15 protein-coding genes are annotated in these 18,507 nt (G+C 74.8%); 10 read left to right on the forward strand and 5 right to left on the reverse strand.

Features of this window, described 5'->3' with window-relative positions; genetic code table 11:
- Positions 1 to 288 precede the first annotated feature (288 nt).
- Genes OZ948_01970 through OZ948_01980 form a run of 3 tightly spaced genes read left to right on the forward strand, consistent with a single transcriptional unit; the run spans position 289 to position 3,826 of the window.
- Positions 289 to 1,152, forward strand: coding sequence for a phosphotransferase (locus OZ948_01970; GenBank protein ID MEB2343487.1), 864 nt, complete (start codon positions 289 to 291; stop codon positions 1,150 to 1,152).
- On the forward strand, positions 1,149 to 2,354 hold the full coding sequence (locus tag OZ948_01975; protein ID MEB2343488.1) for a glycosyltransferase: 1,206 nt from the start codon (positions 1,149 to 1,151) through the stop codon (positions 2,352 to 2,354). The genes OZ948_01970 and OZ948_01975 overlap by 4 nt, the downstream gene beginning before the upstream one ends.
- The gene (locus OZ948_01980; protein MEB2343489.1) at positions 2,351 to 3,826 is read left to right on the forward strand and encodes a lipopolysaccharide biosynthesis protein; all 1,476 of its coding nucleotides are present in this window, start codon (positions 2,351 to 2,353) and stop codon (positions 3,824 to 3,826) included. Before OZ948_01975 ends, OZ948_01980 begins: the two co-directional genes overlap by 4 nt.
- Here OZ948_01980 and OZ948_01985 read toward each other — a convergent pair.
- On the reverse strand, positions 3,775 to 4,746 hold the full coding sequence (locus OZ948_01985) for an aminoglycoside phosphotransferase family protein (protein MEB2343490.1): 972 nt from the start codon (positions 4,744 to 4,746) through the stop codon (positions 3,775 to 3,777). The two genes, OZ948_01980 and OZ948_01985, sit on opposite strands and share 52 nt — an antisense overlap.
- An 82-nt stretch (positions 4,747 to 4,828) precedes the next feature.
- On the opposite strand from OZ948_01985, the gene OZ948_01990 reads away from it, so the two are divergent.
- Positions 4,829 to 5,965 (forward strand): nucleotidyltransferase family protein, encoded by a 1,137-nt coding sequence (locus OZ948_01990; protein ID MEB2343491.1) that lies wholly within the window; start codon positions 4,829 to 4,831, stop codon positions 5,963 to 5,965.
- 17 nt (positions 5,966 to 5,982) lie between these two features.
- Complete coding sequence (locus tag OZ948_01995; GenBank protein ID MEB2343492.1) at positions 5,983 to 7,128, forward strand: hypothetical protein; 1,146 nt, start codon at positions 5,983 to 5,985, stop codon at positions 7,126 to 7,128.
- On the opposite strand, the gene OZ948_02000 is transcribed toward OZ948_01995, so the two are convergent.
- Entirely contained in the window at positions 7,039 to 8,421 is a 1,383-nt protein-coding gene (locus OZ948_02000) for a glycosyltransferase (GenBank protein MEB2343493.1), read from the reverse strand. The two genes, OZ948_01995 and OZ948_02000, sit on opposite strands and share 90 nt — an antisense overlap.
- Positions 8,422 to 8,520: 99 nt before the next feature.
- Between OZ948_02000 and OZ948_02005 the strand changes: the two genes are divergently transcribed.
- The 4 genes from OZ948_02005 to OZ948_02020 are packed head-to-tail and all read left to right on the forward strand — an operon-like array spanning position 8,521 to position 12,610.
- On the forward strand, positions 8,521 to 10,338 hold the full coding sequence (locus tag OZ948_02005) for an NAD(P)/FAD-dependent oxidoreductase (GenBank protein ID MEB2343494.1): 1,818 nt from the start codon (positions 8,521 to 8,523) through the stop codon (positions 10,336 to 10,338).
- Positions 10,335 to 10,631: a hypothetical protein gene (locus tag OZ948_02010; GenBank protein MEB2343495.1), complete on the forward strand. Its 297-nt coding sequence runs from the start codon at positions 10,335 to 10,337 to the stop codon at positions 10,629 to 10,631. The genes OZ948_02005 and OZ948_02010 overlap by 4 nt, the downstream gene beginning before the upstream one ends.
- Positions 10,632 to 10,642: 11 nt before the next feature.
- Positions 10,643 to 11,917, forward strand: coding sequence for a hypothetical protein (locus tag OZ948_02015; protein ID MEB2343496.1), 1,275 nt, complete (start codon positions 10,643 to 10,645; stop codon positions 11,915 to 11,917).
- Positions 11,918 to 11,938: 21 nt separating this feature from the next.
- Positions 11,939 to 12,610, forward strand: coding sequence for an NUDIX domain-containing protein (locus tag OZ948_02020; protein MEB2343497.1), 672 nt, complete (start codon positions 11,939 to 11,941; stop codon positions 12,608 to 12,610).
- 18 nt (positions 12,611 to 12,628) lie between these two features.
- Here OZ948_02020 and OZ948_02025 read toward each other — a convergent pair whose 3' ends face one another.
- Both OZ948_02025 and OZ948_02030 read right to left on the reverse strand, forming a co-directional pair.
- On the reverse strand, positions 12,629 to 13,483 hold the full coding sequence (locus OZ948_02025) for an oxygenase MpaB family protein (protein ID MEB2343498.1): 855 nt from the start codon (positions 13,481 to 13,483) through the stop codon (positions 12,629 to 12,631).
- 155 nt (positions 13,484 to 13,638) lie between these two features.
- The gene (locus OZ948_02030; GenBank protein ID MEB2343499.1) at positions 13,639 to 16,812 is read right to left on the reverse strand and encodes a hypothetical protein; all 3,174 of its coding nucleotides are present in this window, start codon (positions 16,810 to 16,812) and stop codon (positions 13,639 to 13,641) included.
- A 604-nt stretch (positions 16,813 to 17,416) separates the two neighbouring features.
- Between OZ948_02030 and OZ948_02035 the strand changes: the two genes are divergently transcribed.
- Positions 17,417 to 17,902 (forward strand): PEP-CTERM sorting domain-containing protein, encoded by a 486-nt coding sequence (locus OZ948_02035; GenBank protein ID MEB2343500.1) that lies wholly within the window; start codon positions 17,417 to 17,419, stop codon positions 17,900 to 17,902.
- Between the two features lie 6 nt (positions 17,903 to 17,908).
- Here OZ948_02035 and OZ948_02040 read toward each other — a convergent pair whose 3' ends face one another.
- Positions 17,909 to 18,394: a peroxiredoxin gene (locus tag OZ948_02040; GenBank protein MEB2343501.1), complete on the reverse strand. Its 486-nt coding sequence runs from the start codon at positions 18,392 to 18,394 to the stop codon at positions 17,909 to 17,911.
- Between the last annotated feature and the right edge of the window lie 113 nt (positions 18,395 to 18,507).

Raw genomic sequence — 18,507 nt, forward strand, 5'->3', positions numbered from 1 at the left:
GGGGGGCGGCCCGATCGACTTCGCTCGCCTTCGGCTCGCTGCGCGCTCGCTTCTGGGGTTGCCGGCGCGGGGGTGGCCCGATCGACTTCGCTCGCCTTCGGCTCGCTGCGCGCTCGCTTCCGGGGTTGCCGGCGCGGGGGGCGGCCCGATCGACTTCGCTCGCCTTCGGCTCGCTGCGCGCTCGCTTCCGGGGTTGCCGGCGCGGGGGGCGGCCCGATCGACTTCGCTCGCCTTCGGCTCGCTGCGCGCTCGCTTCGCTCGCTTGCGTGGCTACCCTGCGGCGGTCCCGTGAGCGACGTCGATCGTCTGGCACCCTTCCGTTCGACACCGGCGGCGGATCTTCCCGAGATCGACGCGGCGCTCGCGCGCCATGGGCTGCGCGCCCGCCGGATCGGGGAGCTCTCGCCGCCCGACCCGGTCAAGCGCGGTCGCTCCGCGGCGTGGATCGAGCTCGACGACGGACGCACGATCAAGGCGCGCGTGCTCGAGAGCGCCGGGGCGGCGCGCCTCCTCCACGAGCGGCGCCGCGCGCTCAACGCGGCCTTCCCGCCCGCGCTCGGCCACGCGGGGCGCGTCCTGCTCGAGGAGTGGATCGCGGGCGCTCCGCTCGCGGAGCCGGAGGCGTGGATCGAGCCGGCCGCCCGGCTCCTGGCGCAGCTCCACGCGAGTCCCCTCCCCGGGCCGGCGGCGACGGTCGCGACCGGACGCTGGCGCGACGAGGCCACGCGCAACCTCGCCCGGCTCGCGGAGGCGGGCGTCCTGGCGGCCGGCCCGCACGAGCGCCTCGCGGCGCGGCTCGCCGACGCCGATCCGGGCCGGGTGTCGCTGGTCCTCGCGCACCGCGACTTCTGCCCCGAGAACATGGTCGTCGACGCCGCCGGGGACCTGCGCGTCATCGACAACGAGTGGCTCGAGCCGCAGCCGGCCGGGATCGACCTCGCGCGCACGCGCAGCCGCTGGCCGATGCCGGCCGGCTCCTGGCGGCGCTTCCTCGACGCCTATCGCGGATGCGCGCCCGCCGACCCGGGTCCGCTCGGGTTCTGGGAGATCGTGGTGCTGGCGGGGACGGCGCGCGTGCGGCTGCGTCGCAGCGCGGCGCATGCTGCCACGGCCCTCGCCGGGCTGTGCGCGCTCGGCGCGGACGGCCGGTGAAGGGCCCCGTCGTCGCGTTGTGCATGCCCGAGCGCGGGCACGTGCAGCGCCTGCTGCCGGTCGTCGAGGGCCTCGCTGCGCGCGGCGAGACCGTCCACGTGCTGACCGACGCGCGCTTCGCCGCCGAGGTCGCGGCGTCGGGCGGGCGCTTCGCCGACCTCTTCGCGCTCCATCCGCTGGCGGCGGCCGACGATGCATCGCTTCCGGTGCCGGTCCGCTACGTGAGCTTCGCCGGTGTCTACGCAGACGCGATCACCGCGCAGGTGGCGGCGCTCGCGCCTTCGCTGGTGCTCTACGACAGCTTCGCGGTGGTCGCGCCGATCGTCGCGCGCCGGCTCGGGGTGCCGTGGGTCAGCCTGTGCGCGGGACACGCGCTCGATCCCGAACGGGCGCGTGCGGCGCTCGCCAGGGACCCGCGCGTCGCGGTCTCGGATGCGTGTCATGCGGCGGTTGCGAGGCTGCGCGACGCGCACGGCTTGCCGGACGCCGGCCCCTTCTCCTTCGCCGACGGGCTGAGCCCCTGCCTCAACGTCTACGGCGAGCCGCCGCAGTTCCTCGACGAGGCGGCGCGCCAGCGCCTCGAGCCGGTGGCCTTCTTCGGCTGCCTCGCGCCCGCGCAGCGCGACGCCGCGTCGCGCGAGCGGCCCTTCGCGGGGACGGCGCGCGGGAGCCGCGTCTACGTGTCCTTCGGGACGGTGATCTGGCGCTACTACGCGCCGCTCGCGCGTGCCGCACTGGAGGTGCTCGCCGACAGCTTCGCGGAGCGTGACGCGGAGCTGCTCGTCTCGCTCGGCGGTCACCCCGGAGCCGGCACGCTCGCGCCGGCCCTCGCGCGCCGGAACGTCCGCGCCGAGCCCTGGGTCGACCAGTGGGGCGCGCTCCGGGACGCCGATCTCATCGTGACCCACCACGGCCTCAACTCGACGCACGAGGCGATCCACCACCAGGTGCCGATGCTCTCGTACCCCTTCTTCGGAGATCAACCGGCGCTGGCCCGGCGCTGCCGGCAGCTCGGCCTCGCCCGGCCGCTCACCGCGGCGTCGCGTGCGCCCCTCGATCGCCCGGCGGTCGAGAGTGCGCTCGACGCCCTGTGCGCCGAGCGCGAGGCGCTGGCCGAGCGGCTCGCCGAGGCGCGCGCGTGGGAGCTCGCGACGATCGCGGGCCGCCCCGCGGTGCTCGATCGGATCCTCGGGCTGCGATGAGAGCGCCGGGGCCCGCCCCCACCGGCTATCGCGAGCGGGTGGTCCGGGCGCTCGCCTGGAGCGTGTCGGGGCAGGTGGGCGCGCGCGCGATCGGCTTCGCCTTCGGGGTGGCGCTCGCCCGGCTGCTCGGCCCCAGCGAGTTCGGGCTGCTCGCGATGATCACCGTGCTGACGCAGTTCCTTGTCGCGGTAGCCGATCTCGGGCTCGAGGAGGCGCTGGTCCAGCGCCGCGAGCTCGACGAGGCGCACTGCTCCTCGGTGTTCTGGGCGATGCTCGCCGCCGGCTGCCTGCTCGGCGCGGCCCTCGTCGCCGCGGCGCCCGCGATCGCGCGCTTCTACGGCGCCGCGGAGCTGCGCCCGCTCGTCGTCTGGCTGGCCGGCCTCGTCCTGCTCCGCGGCCTCGGCACCGTGCCGCGGGCGCTGATCGCGCGCCGCCTCGACTACCGCAGCAGCACGATGATCGAGTGCGCGGCCGCAGTGGGGGGCGGTGCCTGCGCCGTGGCTCTCGCCTGGCGCGGCTTCGGCGCCGCGAGCCTCGCGATCCAGCTCCTCGTCGGCGAGGCGCTCGCGAGCGCGCTCCTCTTGTGGGCCGCCGGCTGGTGGCCGCGTCCGATGCTGCGCCGCGCGGCGCTCGTCGAGCTCCTCGGCTTCGGCGGCTATCGCGCCGCCACGCGCGGCCTCGTCTACTGGACCCAGCACGCCGACGACCTGCTGATCGGCAAGCTGCTCGGCAGCGGACCGCTCGGCCTCTACACGCGTGCGTTCACCCTGATGCGGCTCCCGGTGCTCGCGATCGCGCGCGCGGTCGCACGGCCGATGTTCCCGACCCTGGTGCTGATCCAGGACGATCCCGAGCGGGTGCGCAGCCTCTACCTGCGCGCGACCGGCGCCGTCGCACTCGCCACGGTTCCGCTCTGCCTGGGGCTCGTCGCGTGCGCCGAGCCGCTCGTGGTCGGCGTGTTCGGCGAGCCGTGGCGCGAAGCCGTGCCGCTCGCCCGGGTGCTCGGGATCGCGGGCCTGCTCCAGGGCGTGACCGCCCTGGCCGGCAGCCTCTACCTCTCGCAGGGCCGGCCGGACCTGCACCTGCGCCTGCACCTGCTCCAGAACCTGGCGACGCTCTGCGGGGTGGTGGCCGGCGTGCGCGGGGGCACGCTCGGGGTGGCGATCGGGTACACCGTTGCGAGCGTCCTCACGAGCGTGCCGATGCTGGTCTTCGCCGGCGGCCTCGTGGGGCTCCGTCTCGGAGCGGTGTGGGGTCATCTGCGCAGCGTGTTCCTGGCCGGCGTGGTGATGGTGCTCGCGGTGGCCGCGCTCGGCGCCTGGGCGCGCCCGTTGCTGCCGCTGCTCGCGCTGCTCGCGCTCCAGGTCGCGACGGGCGCCGCGGTCTACGGCGCTGCGATCGGCCTGCTCCGGGGGCAGCCCTATCGGGATCTCGTGGAGCTGCTGCGCGGGCGGCTGCGCGCCAGCGGCTGAGCTCCCGCGCCGAGCCCGGCGAGGAGCTCGTCGAGCCGGCGCAGCGGGGCGTCGCGGAGGGCCGTCCGGCGTGCGGTCCGCAGATGGAGGCTCTTCACGATAGCCGCCGCGCGCCAGAACGGCGCCGCCGCAGCGTCGACGGGCTCTCCCCGCCAGCGGGCGTAGCGGGCGAGGAAGGCGTCCCAGTCCGGATCGGGCATCGGCCAGCGCGCCCAGGTGCGCGCGAGGTCGAAGTCGAGGAAGTCGAGCCGCAGGCTCTCGTTGTCGACGGCGACCAGGCGACCGCGGGCGTCCTCGACCAGGTTCTCGGCGCAGAAGTCGCCGTGGATCAGGCCGATCGGCGCGCGGGCCGGCGTCGCGCTCCGCAGCACGCGCGCGAGCTCCGCCGCCCGGGCAGGCGTCAGGACGGCCGCGGCGGCGAGCCTTCCGAGCTGGCGCTCGGCCCGCTGCAGGACGCGCGCCGGCGCGCCACGGCGCGCGACGCGCCGGCCCTGCAGGCGGCGCGTCGCGTGGAGCGCGCCGAGCAGGTCGGCCGCCGCGCGGAGCCGCTCGGCGCAGGGAGGAAGGGCGCTCAGGGGGACGCCGTCCACCCACGCCTCCACGCAGATCCGGCCCTCGTGGGCCAGGATCGGCGCGAGCTGCGCCGATGCGAGCCCGCGCGCGAGCCCGACGAAGCGGCGTGCCTTCCCTGCGCGGGACAGCCGGCGCGTCTTCACCACGCGCCCGTCGTCGAGGGTCACGCGGAAGGCGGCATGGTCCGACCGCGAGGAGGGCAGGCCGGTGATGCGGACCGCTCCGGTCGCGCGCGCGCCGATCCCGGCCAGCACGGCGGCGACGTCGGCGTCGACGATCGCCCGGCCCGCGCTCCCGGGCGAGGGGGCGGTCGGCTCCAGGGGTCCGGGCGAGACCAGCGGCTCCACCAGCACGGGCCTCCCGCGCGTCTTGAAAGGGCGCGATCGCCTGGGATAGGCTGCCGCCCCCGTCCGGCGCCGGGGGCGCACCATGCTTTCACCCAGGTTCGCCGCGGACGCAAGCACCCTCGCGCCGGTCGCCGCCCTGGCGCGCGTCGCGAAGCACGCGGGCCTCGGCGAGCCCGAGCCCCTGCTCGCGGCGCTCGCCGCGCTCGGAGCGTCCGCCGAGGACGCGGCCGAGCGGCTGCGCGCGCACCATCTCGTCCGGCTCGTGCACGCGCGGCTCCCGGAGGAGGCCTTGCGGGCGCGCCTGCCGGCCGCACTCGTGGACGCGCTCGCGAGCCGCCGCCCGATCCAGCGCCTTCCCGTCACGACGCTGCTGGCCGCCTTCGACGAGGTCCGGGCCGCCTGCGCGGCCGCCGGTGTGCCGCTCCTGCTGCTCAAGGGCTTCGTCTTCGCCGAGCGGCTCTACGGCGGGCTCGAGCGGCGCCCGCAGCACGACGTCGACGTGCTCGTGCGCCGGCGCGACCGGCGCCGCGCGCTGCGCCTGCTGCGCGGGCTCGGCTTCGCCCCCAAGGCCTACGACCTGCACTCGCGCACCCTCGTGCGCGAGGGCGTCGCGATCGACCTCCACCACGTGCTGCGCCGCGCGCCCGCCTTCGCGCTCGACGAGGCCGAGCTCTGGCGCAGCGCGACCGAGCAGCCGGTCGGGGCGCGCCGGGTCGCGACGCTCTCCGACGAGCACACGCTCGTGCTGCTCGTGCTGGCGTCCTTCGAGGATCTCGGCCAGGGCATGGTGAAGCTGAAGCAGCTCCTCGACCTCTACCTGCTGCTGCGCGCCGTCGACCCGGGCTTCGACTGGGAGGGCTTCTTCGCGCGCCGCGAGCGCGAGAACCTGGCGGCGGTGGCCGCGCACGTGCTCGCGCTCGTCGCGACGCTCTTCGAGACCGCGGCGGAGCTCCCGGAGCTCTCGGCAGCGCTCGCGCGCCGGCGCTGGCAGCCGCTGCCCGTGAGCCGCGAGGAGGCGCTCGCGCTGGTCGGGGCAGCGCGCAAGGACGTGGCGAGCCTGGCCTGGTTCGGGCGCGTGTACCCGGGCTCGCTGTGGCTCCACCTGCTGTGGTTCTGGGCGGGCGGCTTTCCCGCGAACCTGCGCAACCTCGGGCCGGCGTGGCTCGGGTCGCTGGGGAAGCTCGCCGCCTCGCGCGCCGCACCGGGTGGTGGCCGATGAGCGAGAGAAGGACAAGATTGACACCGATAGGTGTCGCCTGCCTCGCCATCGTGCTGCTCGCCTCGTTCGCGCTCGCGCGTTGGGCCGCGGGGGGCCGCGACTGGACGCGCTTCGCGGTCGCGGGGACCACCTACACGCGCCCCGCCGAGACGCCCGTGCCGGTCCGGGTGGTGCCCGGCAACGGCTACGACGGGCAGTTCTACCTGCGCTTCGCCTTCGATCCCTTCGAGGCGGCGCCCGACGCCCACGGGATCCGGCTCGACGCGCCGGCCTACCGGCAGCAGCGCGTGCTGCTCCCGGGGCTCGCCTGGCTGCTCGCGCTCGGCGATCCGGCACGCGCCCCGGCCGCGCTCGTGCTGGTGAACCTGCTGGCGATCGGCGTGCTCACCGGCTGCATGGCTGCGCTCTGCACCCGCTCGGGCGTGGCGCCGGCCTGGGCGCTGCTGGCCGGGCTCGCGCCCGGCTGCGTGATGGGGCTCGGGCGCGACCTCAGCGAGCCGCTCGCCGCCGCCGGCGTGGTGGCGGCGCTGCTGCTCGCGCTCGAGCGCCCGCGCTGGGCGCCCTTCGCGCTCGGCGCGGCGCTCCTTGCGAAGGACACGGCGGTGATGGCAGCGGCTGCCTACGCGACGGCGTGTCTGGCACGTCCGGAGACCCGGCGGACCGCGCTGTGGCTCGTGCCGGCGCTCGCGCCGGCCGCCGCCTGGCAGCTCGCGCTGCGCAGCCACTGGGGCCACTGGCCGTGGCAGGAGGTGGCCGAGACCCTGCGCGGCGGCTGGTTCGCGCGCGGCCTCTCGGTCCACGCGCGCCGGCTCCACGAGGGCGACCTGCTCGAGTCCTCGCTCGGCACGATCGCGCTCGTCTGGCTGGTCTGGCTCGGCGTCGAGGCGGGCCGCGCGGCCCGCGGGCCGGCCGCGGCGCCCGCGGGCGCGACCCGCAGCCTCGCGCTGCGCTTCGCCGCCCTCACCGCGCTCGGCTGGCTCGCGGTCGCGTGGCGCATGCGGATCTGGGGCGAGCACTGGGGCTTCCTGCGCGTGCTGCTCGACGCCCAGCTCGCCGCGCTCGCCTTCGTCTTCCTACGGGGCCGCCGGCCTTCGCTCGCCTTCGCCGGGCTCACGCTCGCGCTCTCCGCCGTCCTCGCGGCGCGCCTCGTGCTGCGCCCCTGAGAGCCTGTGAAGAAGGCGGCTCGGTCGCATCGCTTGCGGCGGCAGGCCATCTGCTGCGTTGCTCCTCCTCGCCCGATCTCGATCGGGCTCGTCGTCGCGCCTTGCATCTGGCCTACCGGCGACGGCGCGCTGCTCGGTCGCCGATTCCTTCACAGGCTCTGAGGCGGCACGCTCGGGCGCTGCCCGTCGCCGCAGCCGCCCGCGCTCGGCGGCGAGGGCCAGGGCGAAGGCGGCGCCGGCGTAGACGAGATGGAGCTGGTGGAACAGGAACGCCGCGGCCGCGAAGCGGGGGCCCCCGTGGCGCGCGAAGCAGGCGAAGAGCGACGCGTTCGACGCCCACGCCGCGGCGAGCACCGCGACGCTCGCCGCTGCCATGCCGGAGTGCCCGCGCGCGAGCGCCCACGCGAGCGCGGGCAGCGCCGCGAGCGCGATGGGCGCCAGCAGCGCGGCGGCGCGTTGCGAGGGGCGCAGGTTGAGCCCGCGCGGCGCCTCCGGCGAGCCGGCGACCAGGCGCGCCCAGGGGATCGCGCGGCGCCGGATCTCGGTGTCGACGAGCGAGGCGAGGCCCCAGCGCTTCCGGTGCGTGGCCTGGAGCGCCCGGTCGAAGCGCAGCCGGCCGTGCCGGCCGAGGCGCACGGCGAGCTCGATGTCCTCGATCGCCGGCGCCGGGAAGCGGCGGGCGTCGAAGCCGCCCGCGGCGAGGAAGGCAGCGCGCCGCACCGCGCCGCAGCCGGCCCAGAACGAGCGCGTGTCGGGAGGGGCGATCTGGTGGGTGTGGTGATGGCGCAGGTTCATGTAGAGCGAGGCGAAGTTGCGCTCGGGCGGATGGGCGTCGTAGGAGCCCGAGAGCCCGACGAGGCCGGGATCACGTGCGAAGGCGGCGCGCACGCGGGCCGGCACGGCGGGGTGCGCGACGCAGTCGGCGTCGAGGAAGAGCACGACCTCGGCCGCGAGCGCTTGCGCCCCGGCATTGCGCGCGGCCGCCGGTCCCTGCCGGTGCGGGAGGCGCAGCACGCGCGCGCCGTGCGCCTCGGCACAGGCGGCGGTGTCGTCGCGGGAGGCGTCGTCGACCACCAGCACCGGCACGCGGGCGCCGGCCAGGGCGGCGAGCGCGTGCGGCAGGAAGCGGGAGGCGTCGTAGGCCGGGATCACCACCGCCAGCGCGGGGATCCCGGGGTCGAGCTCGGGCCGGATCCCGGGGCCGCGCCCGGAGCGGATCCCGGGAGCGCCTTCGGGAGCGCTCTGCGGAGCGGCCCCGGGCGCGGTCTCTCGCGGGAGCTCCGGATCGGCCACCGCCGCAACGTACCGCGCGCCTGCTCCACCCGCCTCGACCGCGCTGGCGCCCCGCCCTAGGATGCGCGGCGCCCCGTGCCTGGGAGGTCGGCCGCACCCGTGACGCGCGCCCCGGAACGCGAACGCTGCGTGATCATCGGGGCGGGCCCGGCCGGACTGACGGCCGGCTGGGAGGCGCGCCGGCTCGGGATCCCGGCGCTCGTGCTCGAACGCGACGAGGTCGTGGGCGGCCTCTCGCGCACGGTCGAGCACCGGGGCTTCCGCTTCGATCTCGGCGGCCATCGCTTCTTCACGAAGGTGCCCGAGGTGGCGGCCCTGTGGCGCGAGATCCTGGGCCCCGACCTGCTCGTGCGGCCGCGGCTGTCACGGATCCGCTTCGGTGACCGCTTCTTCGACTATCCCCTGCGCCCGCTCGACGCGCTGCGCGGGCTCGGCCCCTGCGAGGCGCTGCGCGTCGTGGCGAGCTGGGTGCGCGCGCGGCTGCTCCCCTACCCGGAGGAGCACAGCTTCGAGCAGTGGGTGGTGAACCGCTTCGGCCGGCGCCTGTTCGAGGTCTTCTTCGAGTCCTACACCGAGAAGGTGTGGGGGATGCCGTGCGCGGAGATCGGCGCCGACTGGGCCGCGCAGCGCATCAAGAACCTCGACCTTGCGGTGGCCCTGCGCAACGCGCTGCTGCGGCGCGGCGGTGGCGCCGTCGTGACCAGCCTGATCGAGCGCTTCGAGTATCCGCGGCTCGGCCCCGGGATGCTCTGGGAGCGCTGCCGCGAGCGGCTCGAGGCGGACGGCGTGCCGACGCGCACGGGCCTCGCCGTGACGCGCATCCTGCACGACGGGCAGCGGGTGCAGGCGCTCGAGGTGCGCGACGCCGCGGGCGCCGTGGAGCGCGTCGAGGGCGCGAGCTTCGTGTCTTCGATGCCGCTGCGCGAGCTGGTGCACGCCCTCGATCCGCCGCCCCCGCCCGACGTGCTGGCGGCGGCCGGCCGGCTCCGCTACCGCGACTTCCTGACCGTCGCGCTGGTGGTGGAGCGCGCGGAGGTCTTCCCGGACAACTGGATCTACGTCCACGCGCCGCAGGTCCGCGTCGGCCGGATCCAGAACTTCAAGAACTGGAGCCCCGAGATGGTGCCCGACCCGTCGCAGACGGCGCTCGGGCTCGAGTACTTCGTGCAGGAGGGCGACGAGCTGTGGAACGCCCCCGACGCCGAGCTCGTCGAGCTCGCGCGCCGCGAGTGCGCAGCGCTCGGGCTCGTCGACCCGGCCGAGGTGCGCGAGGGCGTGGTGGTGCGCGTCCCCAAGGCCTACCCGGTCTACGACGCGACCTACCGCGGCGCGCTCGACTGCATCCGCTCCCACCTGAAGGGCCTCGGGAACCTCCAGCTCGTCGGGCGCAACGGCCAGCATCGCTACAACAACCAGGATCACTCGATGGTGACGGCGCTGCGCGCGGTGCGGAACCTCGCCGGTGGCTCCGAGGACGTCTGGGACGTGAACGTGGACGAGGACTACCACGAGGCGGCCCCCGCCCGGGCGGGCGAGCGCCTCGCCCCCGCACCGCTCGACCCCCGCGAGGCCGTGGCCAGCGCCTTCGCACGCTACGACGTGCGCGCGCTGGCCGGCGCGCTGGCCTGCCTCGTCGGCGCGGGCGTCTTCGCGGTCACGGCCATCCCGCTGCTCCGCGGCCAGCACGAGATGATCCCGGTGCTGTCGCTGCTCTCGAACTACCTGTACGGCTACCGGCCGGCGTGGGAAGGGGCGTGGCTCGGGCTCGGCGAGGGCGCGCTGCTGGGCGGCGCGCTGGGCGCGCTGCTGGCCGCCACGATCAACCTCGTCGTCGGCTGGCACCGCGCGGCCTACCTGCGCGAGGTCGAGCTCGCGTCCGGCCTCGACGCGATCGAGCAGGGAGCACCGGAGCCGTGAGCCGGCACCCGGACGCGGAGCTCCTGGCGGCGCACGTGGCGCGGCTACGCGCGTCGGTGATGGCTGCCAGCTTCGCGCTGCTCGGCGGCGCCGGGCTCTTCGTCGCGACGGCCTGGCTGCTGCTCCAGGGCGGGGATCCGGTCGGCCCGCACCTCTCCCTGCTCGGGAACTACTTCCCGGGCTACACGGTCACCTGGGCCGGGGCCTTCGTCGGGCTCGGCTGGGGCGCGCTCACGGGCGGCGTCGCCGGCTGGTCGCTGGCCTGGATCTACAACCGGCTGGCCCCCCGCTAGCCTCGCGGGTCATGGAAGCCTCGCGTCCCCTCCGTCGCTTCGCGGCCGCGGCCGCGTCCGCCGCCCTCGTCTCGGGCTGCGCCTCGCTCCCCTTCCGCCTGCCCTTCCTCGGCGGCGGCTTCGAGCGCGGCTTCTCGCAGGAGGAGCTGAGCGACGAGCTGAGCGCCTACGCGAGCCGCTTCTCGGCGCTGGTCACGACCGCCGGTGAGGAGATCTCGCTCGCCGACGACAGCCCCGCCACGCGCCGCCGCGTGCTGCTCTGGAAGCTGCGCCTCGCGCCGGCCATCGACGACGCGGCCTTCCAGCCCAACCCGCGGGCCGGCTACGTGCGCATGCTCACGATCGCGGTGATGATGCAGCGCTACCTGACGGCGGGCGACGGGCGCAACCTGTTCGGCGCCTCGCAGCCGATCGCGGTGGCGACCGCCGAGACGCTGAAGGAGGACGCCTTCGCGATCGGCGAGCGCTTCCTCACCCCGGACGAGCTCGAGGCGGTCGGGCGCGACGTCGACGCGCTCGCGCAGCGCTTCCCGATCACGGGCACGCAGTTCTCGCTGGTGCGGGCGCGCGAGGCGGCCCGGGCGGTGCCGGCCAGCAACGCCCTCACCGAGGTCATCACGCTGCCGCTCGCGCCCTTCCGCGCGCTCCAGGGCGTCGACTCGGGGGCCGCCGCCGTGCGCGACTTCAACCAGACCGCACGGCGCTTCTCGCGGGTCGTGGCGGGGCTTCCCGAGGAGCTGCGCGGCCAGATGGAGCTCCTGCTCTACGACGTCGAGGAGCTGCGCTCGATGCGCCAGGGCCTCGCGGCCTTCGAGCTGGCCGCCGCCAGCGCCGAACGGGCCTCGCTCGCGATCGAGCGCCTCCCGGCGGAGCTGCGTGCGACCCTCGACCAGCAGGTGCGCGGGCTGCTCGCGGAGTCGCAGGGCACGATCGGCGAGGCGGCGGCCGTGATGGCGCAGGCGCACGAGATCGCCGGGCCGCTCCAGGAGACCGCCACCCAGCTCCGCGAGGCGAGCGCCGCCTGGCGCGAGATCCTGGGGCCCCACGATCCGACCCCGCGCGGCCCCGGCGAGCGCGGCTTCGACGTCCGCGACTGGCAGTCGGCGGCCGGCGCGATCGGTACGGCCGCGGTCGAGCTGCGCGGCCTGGCGGCCGAGCTCGAGGGCTTCTCCGCGGGTGCCGGGCTGGACCGCCTGTTCTGGCGGGCGGCCGCGCTGCTCGTGCTCTTCTTCGCGCTGCTGCTCGGCTACCGCGTGCTGGCGGCGCGGCTCGCGCGGCGCGGTTGAGCGCCCTCCGGGAGCCTTGCGATGCCGCCGTCCGTCCCGATCCTCCCCGCCGCCACCGTCGTCCTGCTCCGGGAAGCGGAGGGCGGGCCCGAGGTGCTGCTGCTCCGGCGCAGCTCGAAGCTCGCCTTCCACGGCGGCGCGTGGGTGTTCCCGGGCGGGCGCGTCGACCTCGCGAGCGGCGAGAGCGACGACGAGGCCGGCGCGCGCCGCGCCGCGGTGCGCGAGGCGCGCGAGGAGGCGGGGCTCGCGCTCGACCCCGGCGCGCTCGTGCCGCTCTCGCACTGGACCACGCCCGAGGGCCAGCCCCGCCGCTTCGCCACCTGGTTCTACGTCGCGGAGGCGGACGACGCGCCCGTGCGCGTCGACGGAGGCGAGATCCAGGATCACCGCTGGGCGACCCCCGCCCGCGCGCTCGAGCTCCAGCGCGCCGGCGAGATCGAGCTCCCGCCGCCCACCTTCGTCACCCTGACCGTCCTCGCCGCCCATCGCTCGCCGCGCGCGGCGCTCACCGCGGCGGCGGCCGAGCCCCCGCTCGTCTACCTGCCGCGCATCGTGAAGGCCGCCGGCGCCATGGCCTCGCTCTATCCCGGGGACGCCGGCTGGGAGGCGCGCGACGCCGAGCGGCTCGGCTCGCGCCACCGGCTGCTCTTCCTGCCCGCCGGGTGGCGCTATCTGCGGGACGGCGCGGGCTGAAGGCGCGCGAGCGGCGGCTCAGCGTGCGAGGAGCACCCCGGGCGAGAGCCCGAGGCGCCGGCAGGCCTCGGCCGGCGGGCTCCCGGGGATGACGAAGCGGTCGGCGAGGCGCCCGAGCGAGCGCACCGCGCGCCGCTCCCAGGGGTGGAGCTCCCAGCGCGGCTCGTCGAGGCCCAGGAGCTCCCGCGCCCAGACGGGGGTCCGGTCGACGGCCGCCCGGATCAGCGGTGCCTGGAGGCGGGCGAGCGGGCCCGGAAGGATCGGCGTGCGTTCGAGGATCGCCAGGAACTCGAAGACGATCTCCGAGCGCTCGAGCTTCGGCCGCATCGTGGCGAAGAGCGCCTCGAGCTCGGCCTCCGAGGTGGGTGCTCCGGTGGCACCGTAGAGGCGGGCGGCCTCCCGGCCCTCGGCATAGAAGCGATCGCAGGCCGCCGCGTCGAGCGGGCGGACGAAGGCCTGATAGGCCGCGAGGAAGCCGAAGCTCGCGGTGGCCTGGACCCAGTCGAGCAGCTCCGGATCGCTTGCGCGGTAGGGAACGCCGGCAGGCGTCACGCCGTACACCCGCTCGTGGAGCCGCCGCACCCCCGCGATCATCTGCTCGGCAACGCTGCGGGCGGCATACACCGTGATCATCGCCGCGAGCCCCGTCCGCTCCATGCGGCCGAGCGGATCGGTACGGAAGCTCGTGTGCTCCCAGACGCCGGTGCGGACGCGTGGCTCGCCGAGCTCCAGGAGCACCGCGGTGATGCCCCCGACGAGGAGCGCCACCGGGTTGCGGAACACCTGCCAGGCGACGGAGTCGGGGCCGACCAGGGCCGGCTCGCCGGGCGGGCGCGCAAAGTCCACGGCACGGCCGATCTCGGGCCGCAGCATGGCACGCGCCAGGATCCGGCGAAGCGCCGCCGTGCGGAAGGGGTCGAGCCTCGTTTCGCCCACACCGGCCCTCCTCGGAGCAGCAGGATCCTCCTGCGCCGCGAGGGGGTGCAAGCCGTGCGCGTGCTCCCGACCCGCGCGCGCTCTCCCGGGGATCAGCGCCGCTGCCGGCGGGCCCTCCAGGCGCCCCAGAGCGGCAGCAGGAAGGCCAGCTCGGCGCCCAGGCCGCAGCTGCCGCCGCGCTCCGAGTTCAGGAACGCAGCGCTGCACTGGGGGTCGAGGAGATCGACCAGGCCGTCGCCGTCGTTGTTGACCCCGTCGCTGCACTGCGGGTTCTCGACGTTCCAGCCGGCATCCTTGCAGCCCGGGTCGGCGAGGTCCGAGACCCCGTCACCGTCGTTGTCGATCCCGTCGTTGCAGGCGTTCGGCCGGCTGCCGGGATTCGACGCGCTCGTGTTCGCGTCGCGTTCGTCCGTGTCGAAGACGCCGTCCAGGTCCTGGTCGATCCCCATGCGGATCCCGGAGCCGGGCGGCACGCAGGTGTAGGTGAGCGCCGAGCCGCCGTCCGCGATCGCGTCGAGCTGGCCCTGCGTGTAGGCGGCTTCCGAGGCGCGGTCGCTCTGGTAGGTGGCGCCGTCGTAGCGCCAGCCGCGCGGGATGCCGGCGACGAGGCCCTTCACGATCAGGTCGCACTCCGTCGTGACGCCGCCCAGCACCTTCGACGTGAAGGCCGCAGCGGCACGCGTCCGGAGCAGCGTGATGCGGGTTCCGATGTCGGCGATCGCGGCGCCGGTGTCGGTGACCTGCTGCCCGACGGCGGGCGCCAGGTCCGAGGGGAAGGCCAGCATGAACTGCTCCGTCTGGCGGCGCACCGTGTCGCTCACGAAGCCCTTGTTGTTGCTGTCGTTGTTGAACACGGTGGCCTGGAAGAAGCGGAACAGCGTGTCCGTGCTGCCGTCGTGCAGGTAGCCGAAGCCGCGCACCTGGTCGCCCTGGTGCGAGTTGTCGATCGGGTTGTTGAAGGGGACGTTCGGCATCCCGAACATCCCGACCTTCGTGTACAGGTTCCGCAGGTGCGGGATCTTCACGATCTGGTTCTCGTTCTCGAAGCTCGCGATCGTGCCGGTGCCGAAGAACCCGTTGGCCGGGTCCAGGGTGTGGCAGCCGTTGCAGTTGAACCCGATCGGGCCGTTCACTCCGTTGAAGCACAAGCCGTCGGAGCAGCGGGTGCCGGAGTAGAAGGTGGACCCTGCCTGCTGGTCGGTAGTGAGGCTGTTGTCGAGGCTTCGGACCGGGTTCGGCGGCAGCAGGATCTGCAGCGCGAAGGCCGTGAACTTGTGCATGTCGGCCTGGAGGGTCGAGTTCGTCGGGGGCTCGGCCGAGCCGACCAGGCCCTCGAAGGCCACGATGAAGTTGTCGAAGGAGTGGGCCTCGTCGCCGTCGCCGTAGGGGTCGTCGAGGCCGAAGAAGCCGCTCGCCCGGTCGCCGCGCCAGTGCATGGCGCCGCTGTTCGCGAGGCCGCGCAGGGTCTGGGTCGTCATCGGCCCCTTCATCGGGTGGAACTCGTCGACGTCGGCGCCGCCGTTCACGGTGCCCGGAGCCGCGAAGCCCAGGTTGATCGGGATCGGGTTCGGGGTGACGGGGTCGTCGGGGTTGCCGAGGTCCCAGGCGAGATGGTCGAGATCGCCGAAGACGTGGCAGCTCGAGCAGGAGGCCTCGCCGTTCGAGGAGGTCCGCACCGCGTCGTAGAGCATGAAGCGACCCTCGACGACCGAGTCCGGCTCCGGGTCGAAGGAGAGCGGCTGCGACGCGATCTGCGCGCCGGTCGTGGTGTTCACCGTGACGAGCGCGTTGTCGAAGCGCGTCAGCACGTAGAGGCGGTGTTTGGCCGCGTTCAGCGCGAGGCCGGCCGGGCCGCCGCCGCCGACGTCGATGTAGTTGGCGCTCTCCACCTCGGGGTCGAACTCGGCGCCGCTGCCGTCCCAGAGCGCGTCGTTCTCGAGGTCCGCGGTGTCGAAGACGCCGATCCGGCTCGATCCGAAGGCCGCCACGTAGAGCTTGCTGCCGTCCGGCGACACCACGAGGTCGACCGGGGTGGCGAGGCTGTGGTCCTTCACGCCCGAGGGCGCCGGTACCGTCGAGTAGTCGATGTGCCGGTTCAGGTGGCGCGGCTTCACCACTCCGCCCGGCGTGATCACGGTGATCCGCGCCTGCGCGAGGTTGCCCCGTACCGTGCTGCCGCCCCCGCCCGGGCCCTCGAAGCGGGTCAGGTTCTGGGAGTCGGTGTTGCTCACGTACAGGTTCCCGTTGACCGGGTTCGTGGCCATGTTGAAGAGCGTCGTGCCGACGTGCTCGTAGTCGGCGGTCTGGGCCAGCGTGTTGGCGTCGATCGCGAACACGTCGTGGTCGGGCAGGAAGAAGCGGACGCCGTTGCTCCAGTTGCGACCCTGGGTGTCCTTCCACTGCCCCGAGCCGTTGTCGTACTGGACGATCAGGCCGACCTCCGGTGCCGTGATGTTCTCGAAGTTCGCCGTCGGGCCGGGCAGGCCGCCCGGCATCTGGCCGCCGGCGAGGCCGTTCGGCGAGGTCACGGTGTCGCCACTCGTGCAGTTGCTGGTGCCGAAGCCGTCGCAGACCTTGCCCTCGGAGACGGCCGTCGTCTGGTTGCCGGAGAAGTGGATGCCGGCGTAGACGGTGTTGCCGCTCGGGCTCACCGCCAGCGGGCGCGGTGTGTCCCCGAAGAGCGTCATGATCCGCACGGGCGTCCCGCCGAAGCCCGTGCCGAGCGCGGCCGGATCGAAGACCCACACGTCGGCGCGGTTCACGCCGGGCGTGGTGAGCTGGGGGTCCCCCGCCCCGGGCACGCCCGCGATGCTCGGGTTGGTGCGCTGCTGGCCGCGATGGGCGGTGGTGATGAAGGCACGCTTGGTCGTGCCCGCGAAGACGATGTCGCGCGGCTCGTCGCCGACCAGGAGGGTGCGCACCACCTTCGGGGAGGCGAGCGTGCTCACGTCCACGATCGAGACGCTGTCCGAGAGGTGGTTCACCACCCAGACCTCGGTGTCGGAGCGGGCCGCCACCGCGACCGGCTCCATGCCGACCGCCACCGTCGCCACCAGGGTGAGGCCGCCGCTGCCGTCGATCGTGTAGACCTCGAGCCGGTTGTTCGGCGTGTTGGCGGCGAAGAGACGGGTCCCGCCGGGCGACATCGCCAGCGGTCGAACCAGCCCGCTCTCGAACTCGACGAAGCTGGGCGCCGCTGCGGCCGGGCCCGTGAAGGCCAGCAGGACGAGGGCCGGGATCGCGAACACGGTCCGCCGGAGGGTCAAGGAGGAGCTCCTTCGTTCGACGCCCGGGCTCCGGGCGAGCGAGGTCGCTGGCGAGCAGGAGAGGCCCGAGCACCCGATCGGGCTTGCGCGAACCGTCCCTTGTACCAGCCGGTCAAGATCGAAGTCAACGATCCTCCTCACCAAATCCGGGCTCGTCCGCATGGCGCTCGGCCGATATGAAACGCGTTACACTTTCGCGGAATCAGAGTTCCACCCAGATCCGCTGCCGGTCCCTGTCTCGCGAGGCGGCCCGATCCGGCAACCTGCCGCCCCTTCTTGCGTTCTCGTTGACGAGCAGGTTCCCGCTCCAGATGGCGTGCATCTTGCTCCGAGGCCCGGCGCGCGAGCTGCGTGGGAAGGGGGCGGACCATCTGCTCCTGCGGTGCGCGCCACGAGAGCAGGGAGGGATGTCCATGTCCGCAATCCGGGTCCTGGGGTTCGCTGCTGCAGCCGCCCTCGTGACCGCCTGGGGCGCCCCCGCGGGAGCGCTCACGATCGACTACCAGCCGCTCCCCGACCAGTCGGGGCCCTCGATCACCCAGTCCGACGGGGGGTCAGTGCCACCGCCGAGGGGTTCGGCGGCGTCACGAATCCGCAGAACACGATGACCCCGACCGGCACGCCCGGCGGCTTCACGAACATCGGCGTCAACGTGGGCGGAAGCTCGCTCTTCGGCACGCGCGGGCTCGGCTGCGGGCCGGTGGCGTCGCAGTGCGACCTGATCGCGCCGATCGGCGAGGACGCCTTGCGCATCACGTTCTCGCAGCCCGTGGAGATCGACTCGCTCACGATCGCGGCCATGGAGGACGCGGACGACGTGAGCTGGGGGTACTGGAACGGCGCGAGCTACCAGCACGCCGGCAACGACACCTGCGCGGCCTTCTCGTTCTGCGGCGGCAACGAGGCCTTCAACGGCCCGTTCGGCGCGCCCTCGACCTCCTGGCTGCTGGTGGCCGAGAACACCGGCGCCACGGCCTTCGCGCTGCGCAGCGTGAGCTTCACGGCCTTCCCGGTCCCCGAGCCGGGGACCGTCGGGCTCGTGGCGCTCGGGCTCGCGGCCGCCGCGGCCCGGAGGCGCGCGCGGGCCTGAGGCCGGTCACAGCCCGCGGAGCACCGCGAGCGCCTCGCCGACGTGGCGGGTGGCCGCGAGCTGTGAGCTGAAGGCGTGGCGGATCACTCCTTCCCGGTCGATCACGTAGGTGACCCGGCCGGGAAGGAGCCCCGCCGTCCGCGGCACGCGGAAGGCTGCGCGCACCTTTCCGCCCGGATCGGCCAGGAGCCGGAAGGGCAGCCGGTGCTTGCCGGCGAAGCGCTCGTGCGAGGCCGGCGGGTCGCTGCTGATCCCGAGCACCTCGGCCCCGGCGTCGAGGAAGGCCTCGTAGTGGTCTCGGAACGCACACGCCTCCCGGGTGCAGCCCGGCGTGTCGTCCTTCGGGTAGAAGTAGACGACGACGCTCTTCCGGCCCCGGAAGTCGGCGAGCGCGACCGGACGGCCGTCCTGGTCCTCGAGCGTGAACGCGGGCGCCCGGTCGCCGGCGCCGAGCCCGGTGCCGGCCCCGAGCAGCGAGTCGAGCAGGCCCATCACGGCTCCTTTCGCGTCCTGGCGCCCGCTAGTGTCCGGTGTCGGAAGTTCGCCGTCGAAGTCTCGAAGCCGTCGCGGGCGGCTGGGTGTGCACCGAGATCGCGGCTACGGGC

It is taken from the genome of Deltaproteobacteria bacterium (genome assembly GCA_035063765.1).
GTDB lineage: Bacteria > Myxococcota_A > UBA9160 > UBA9160 > PR03 > CAADGG01.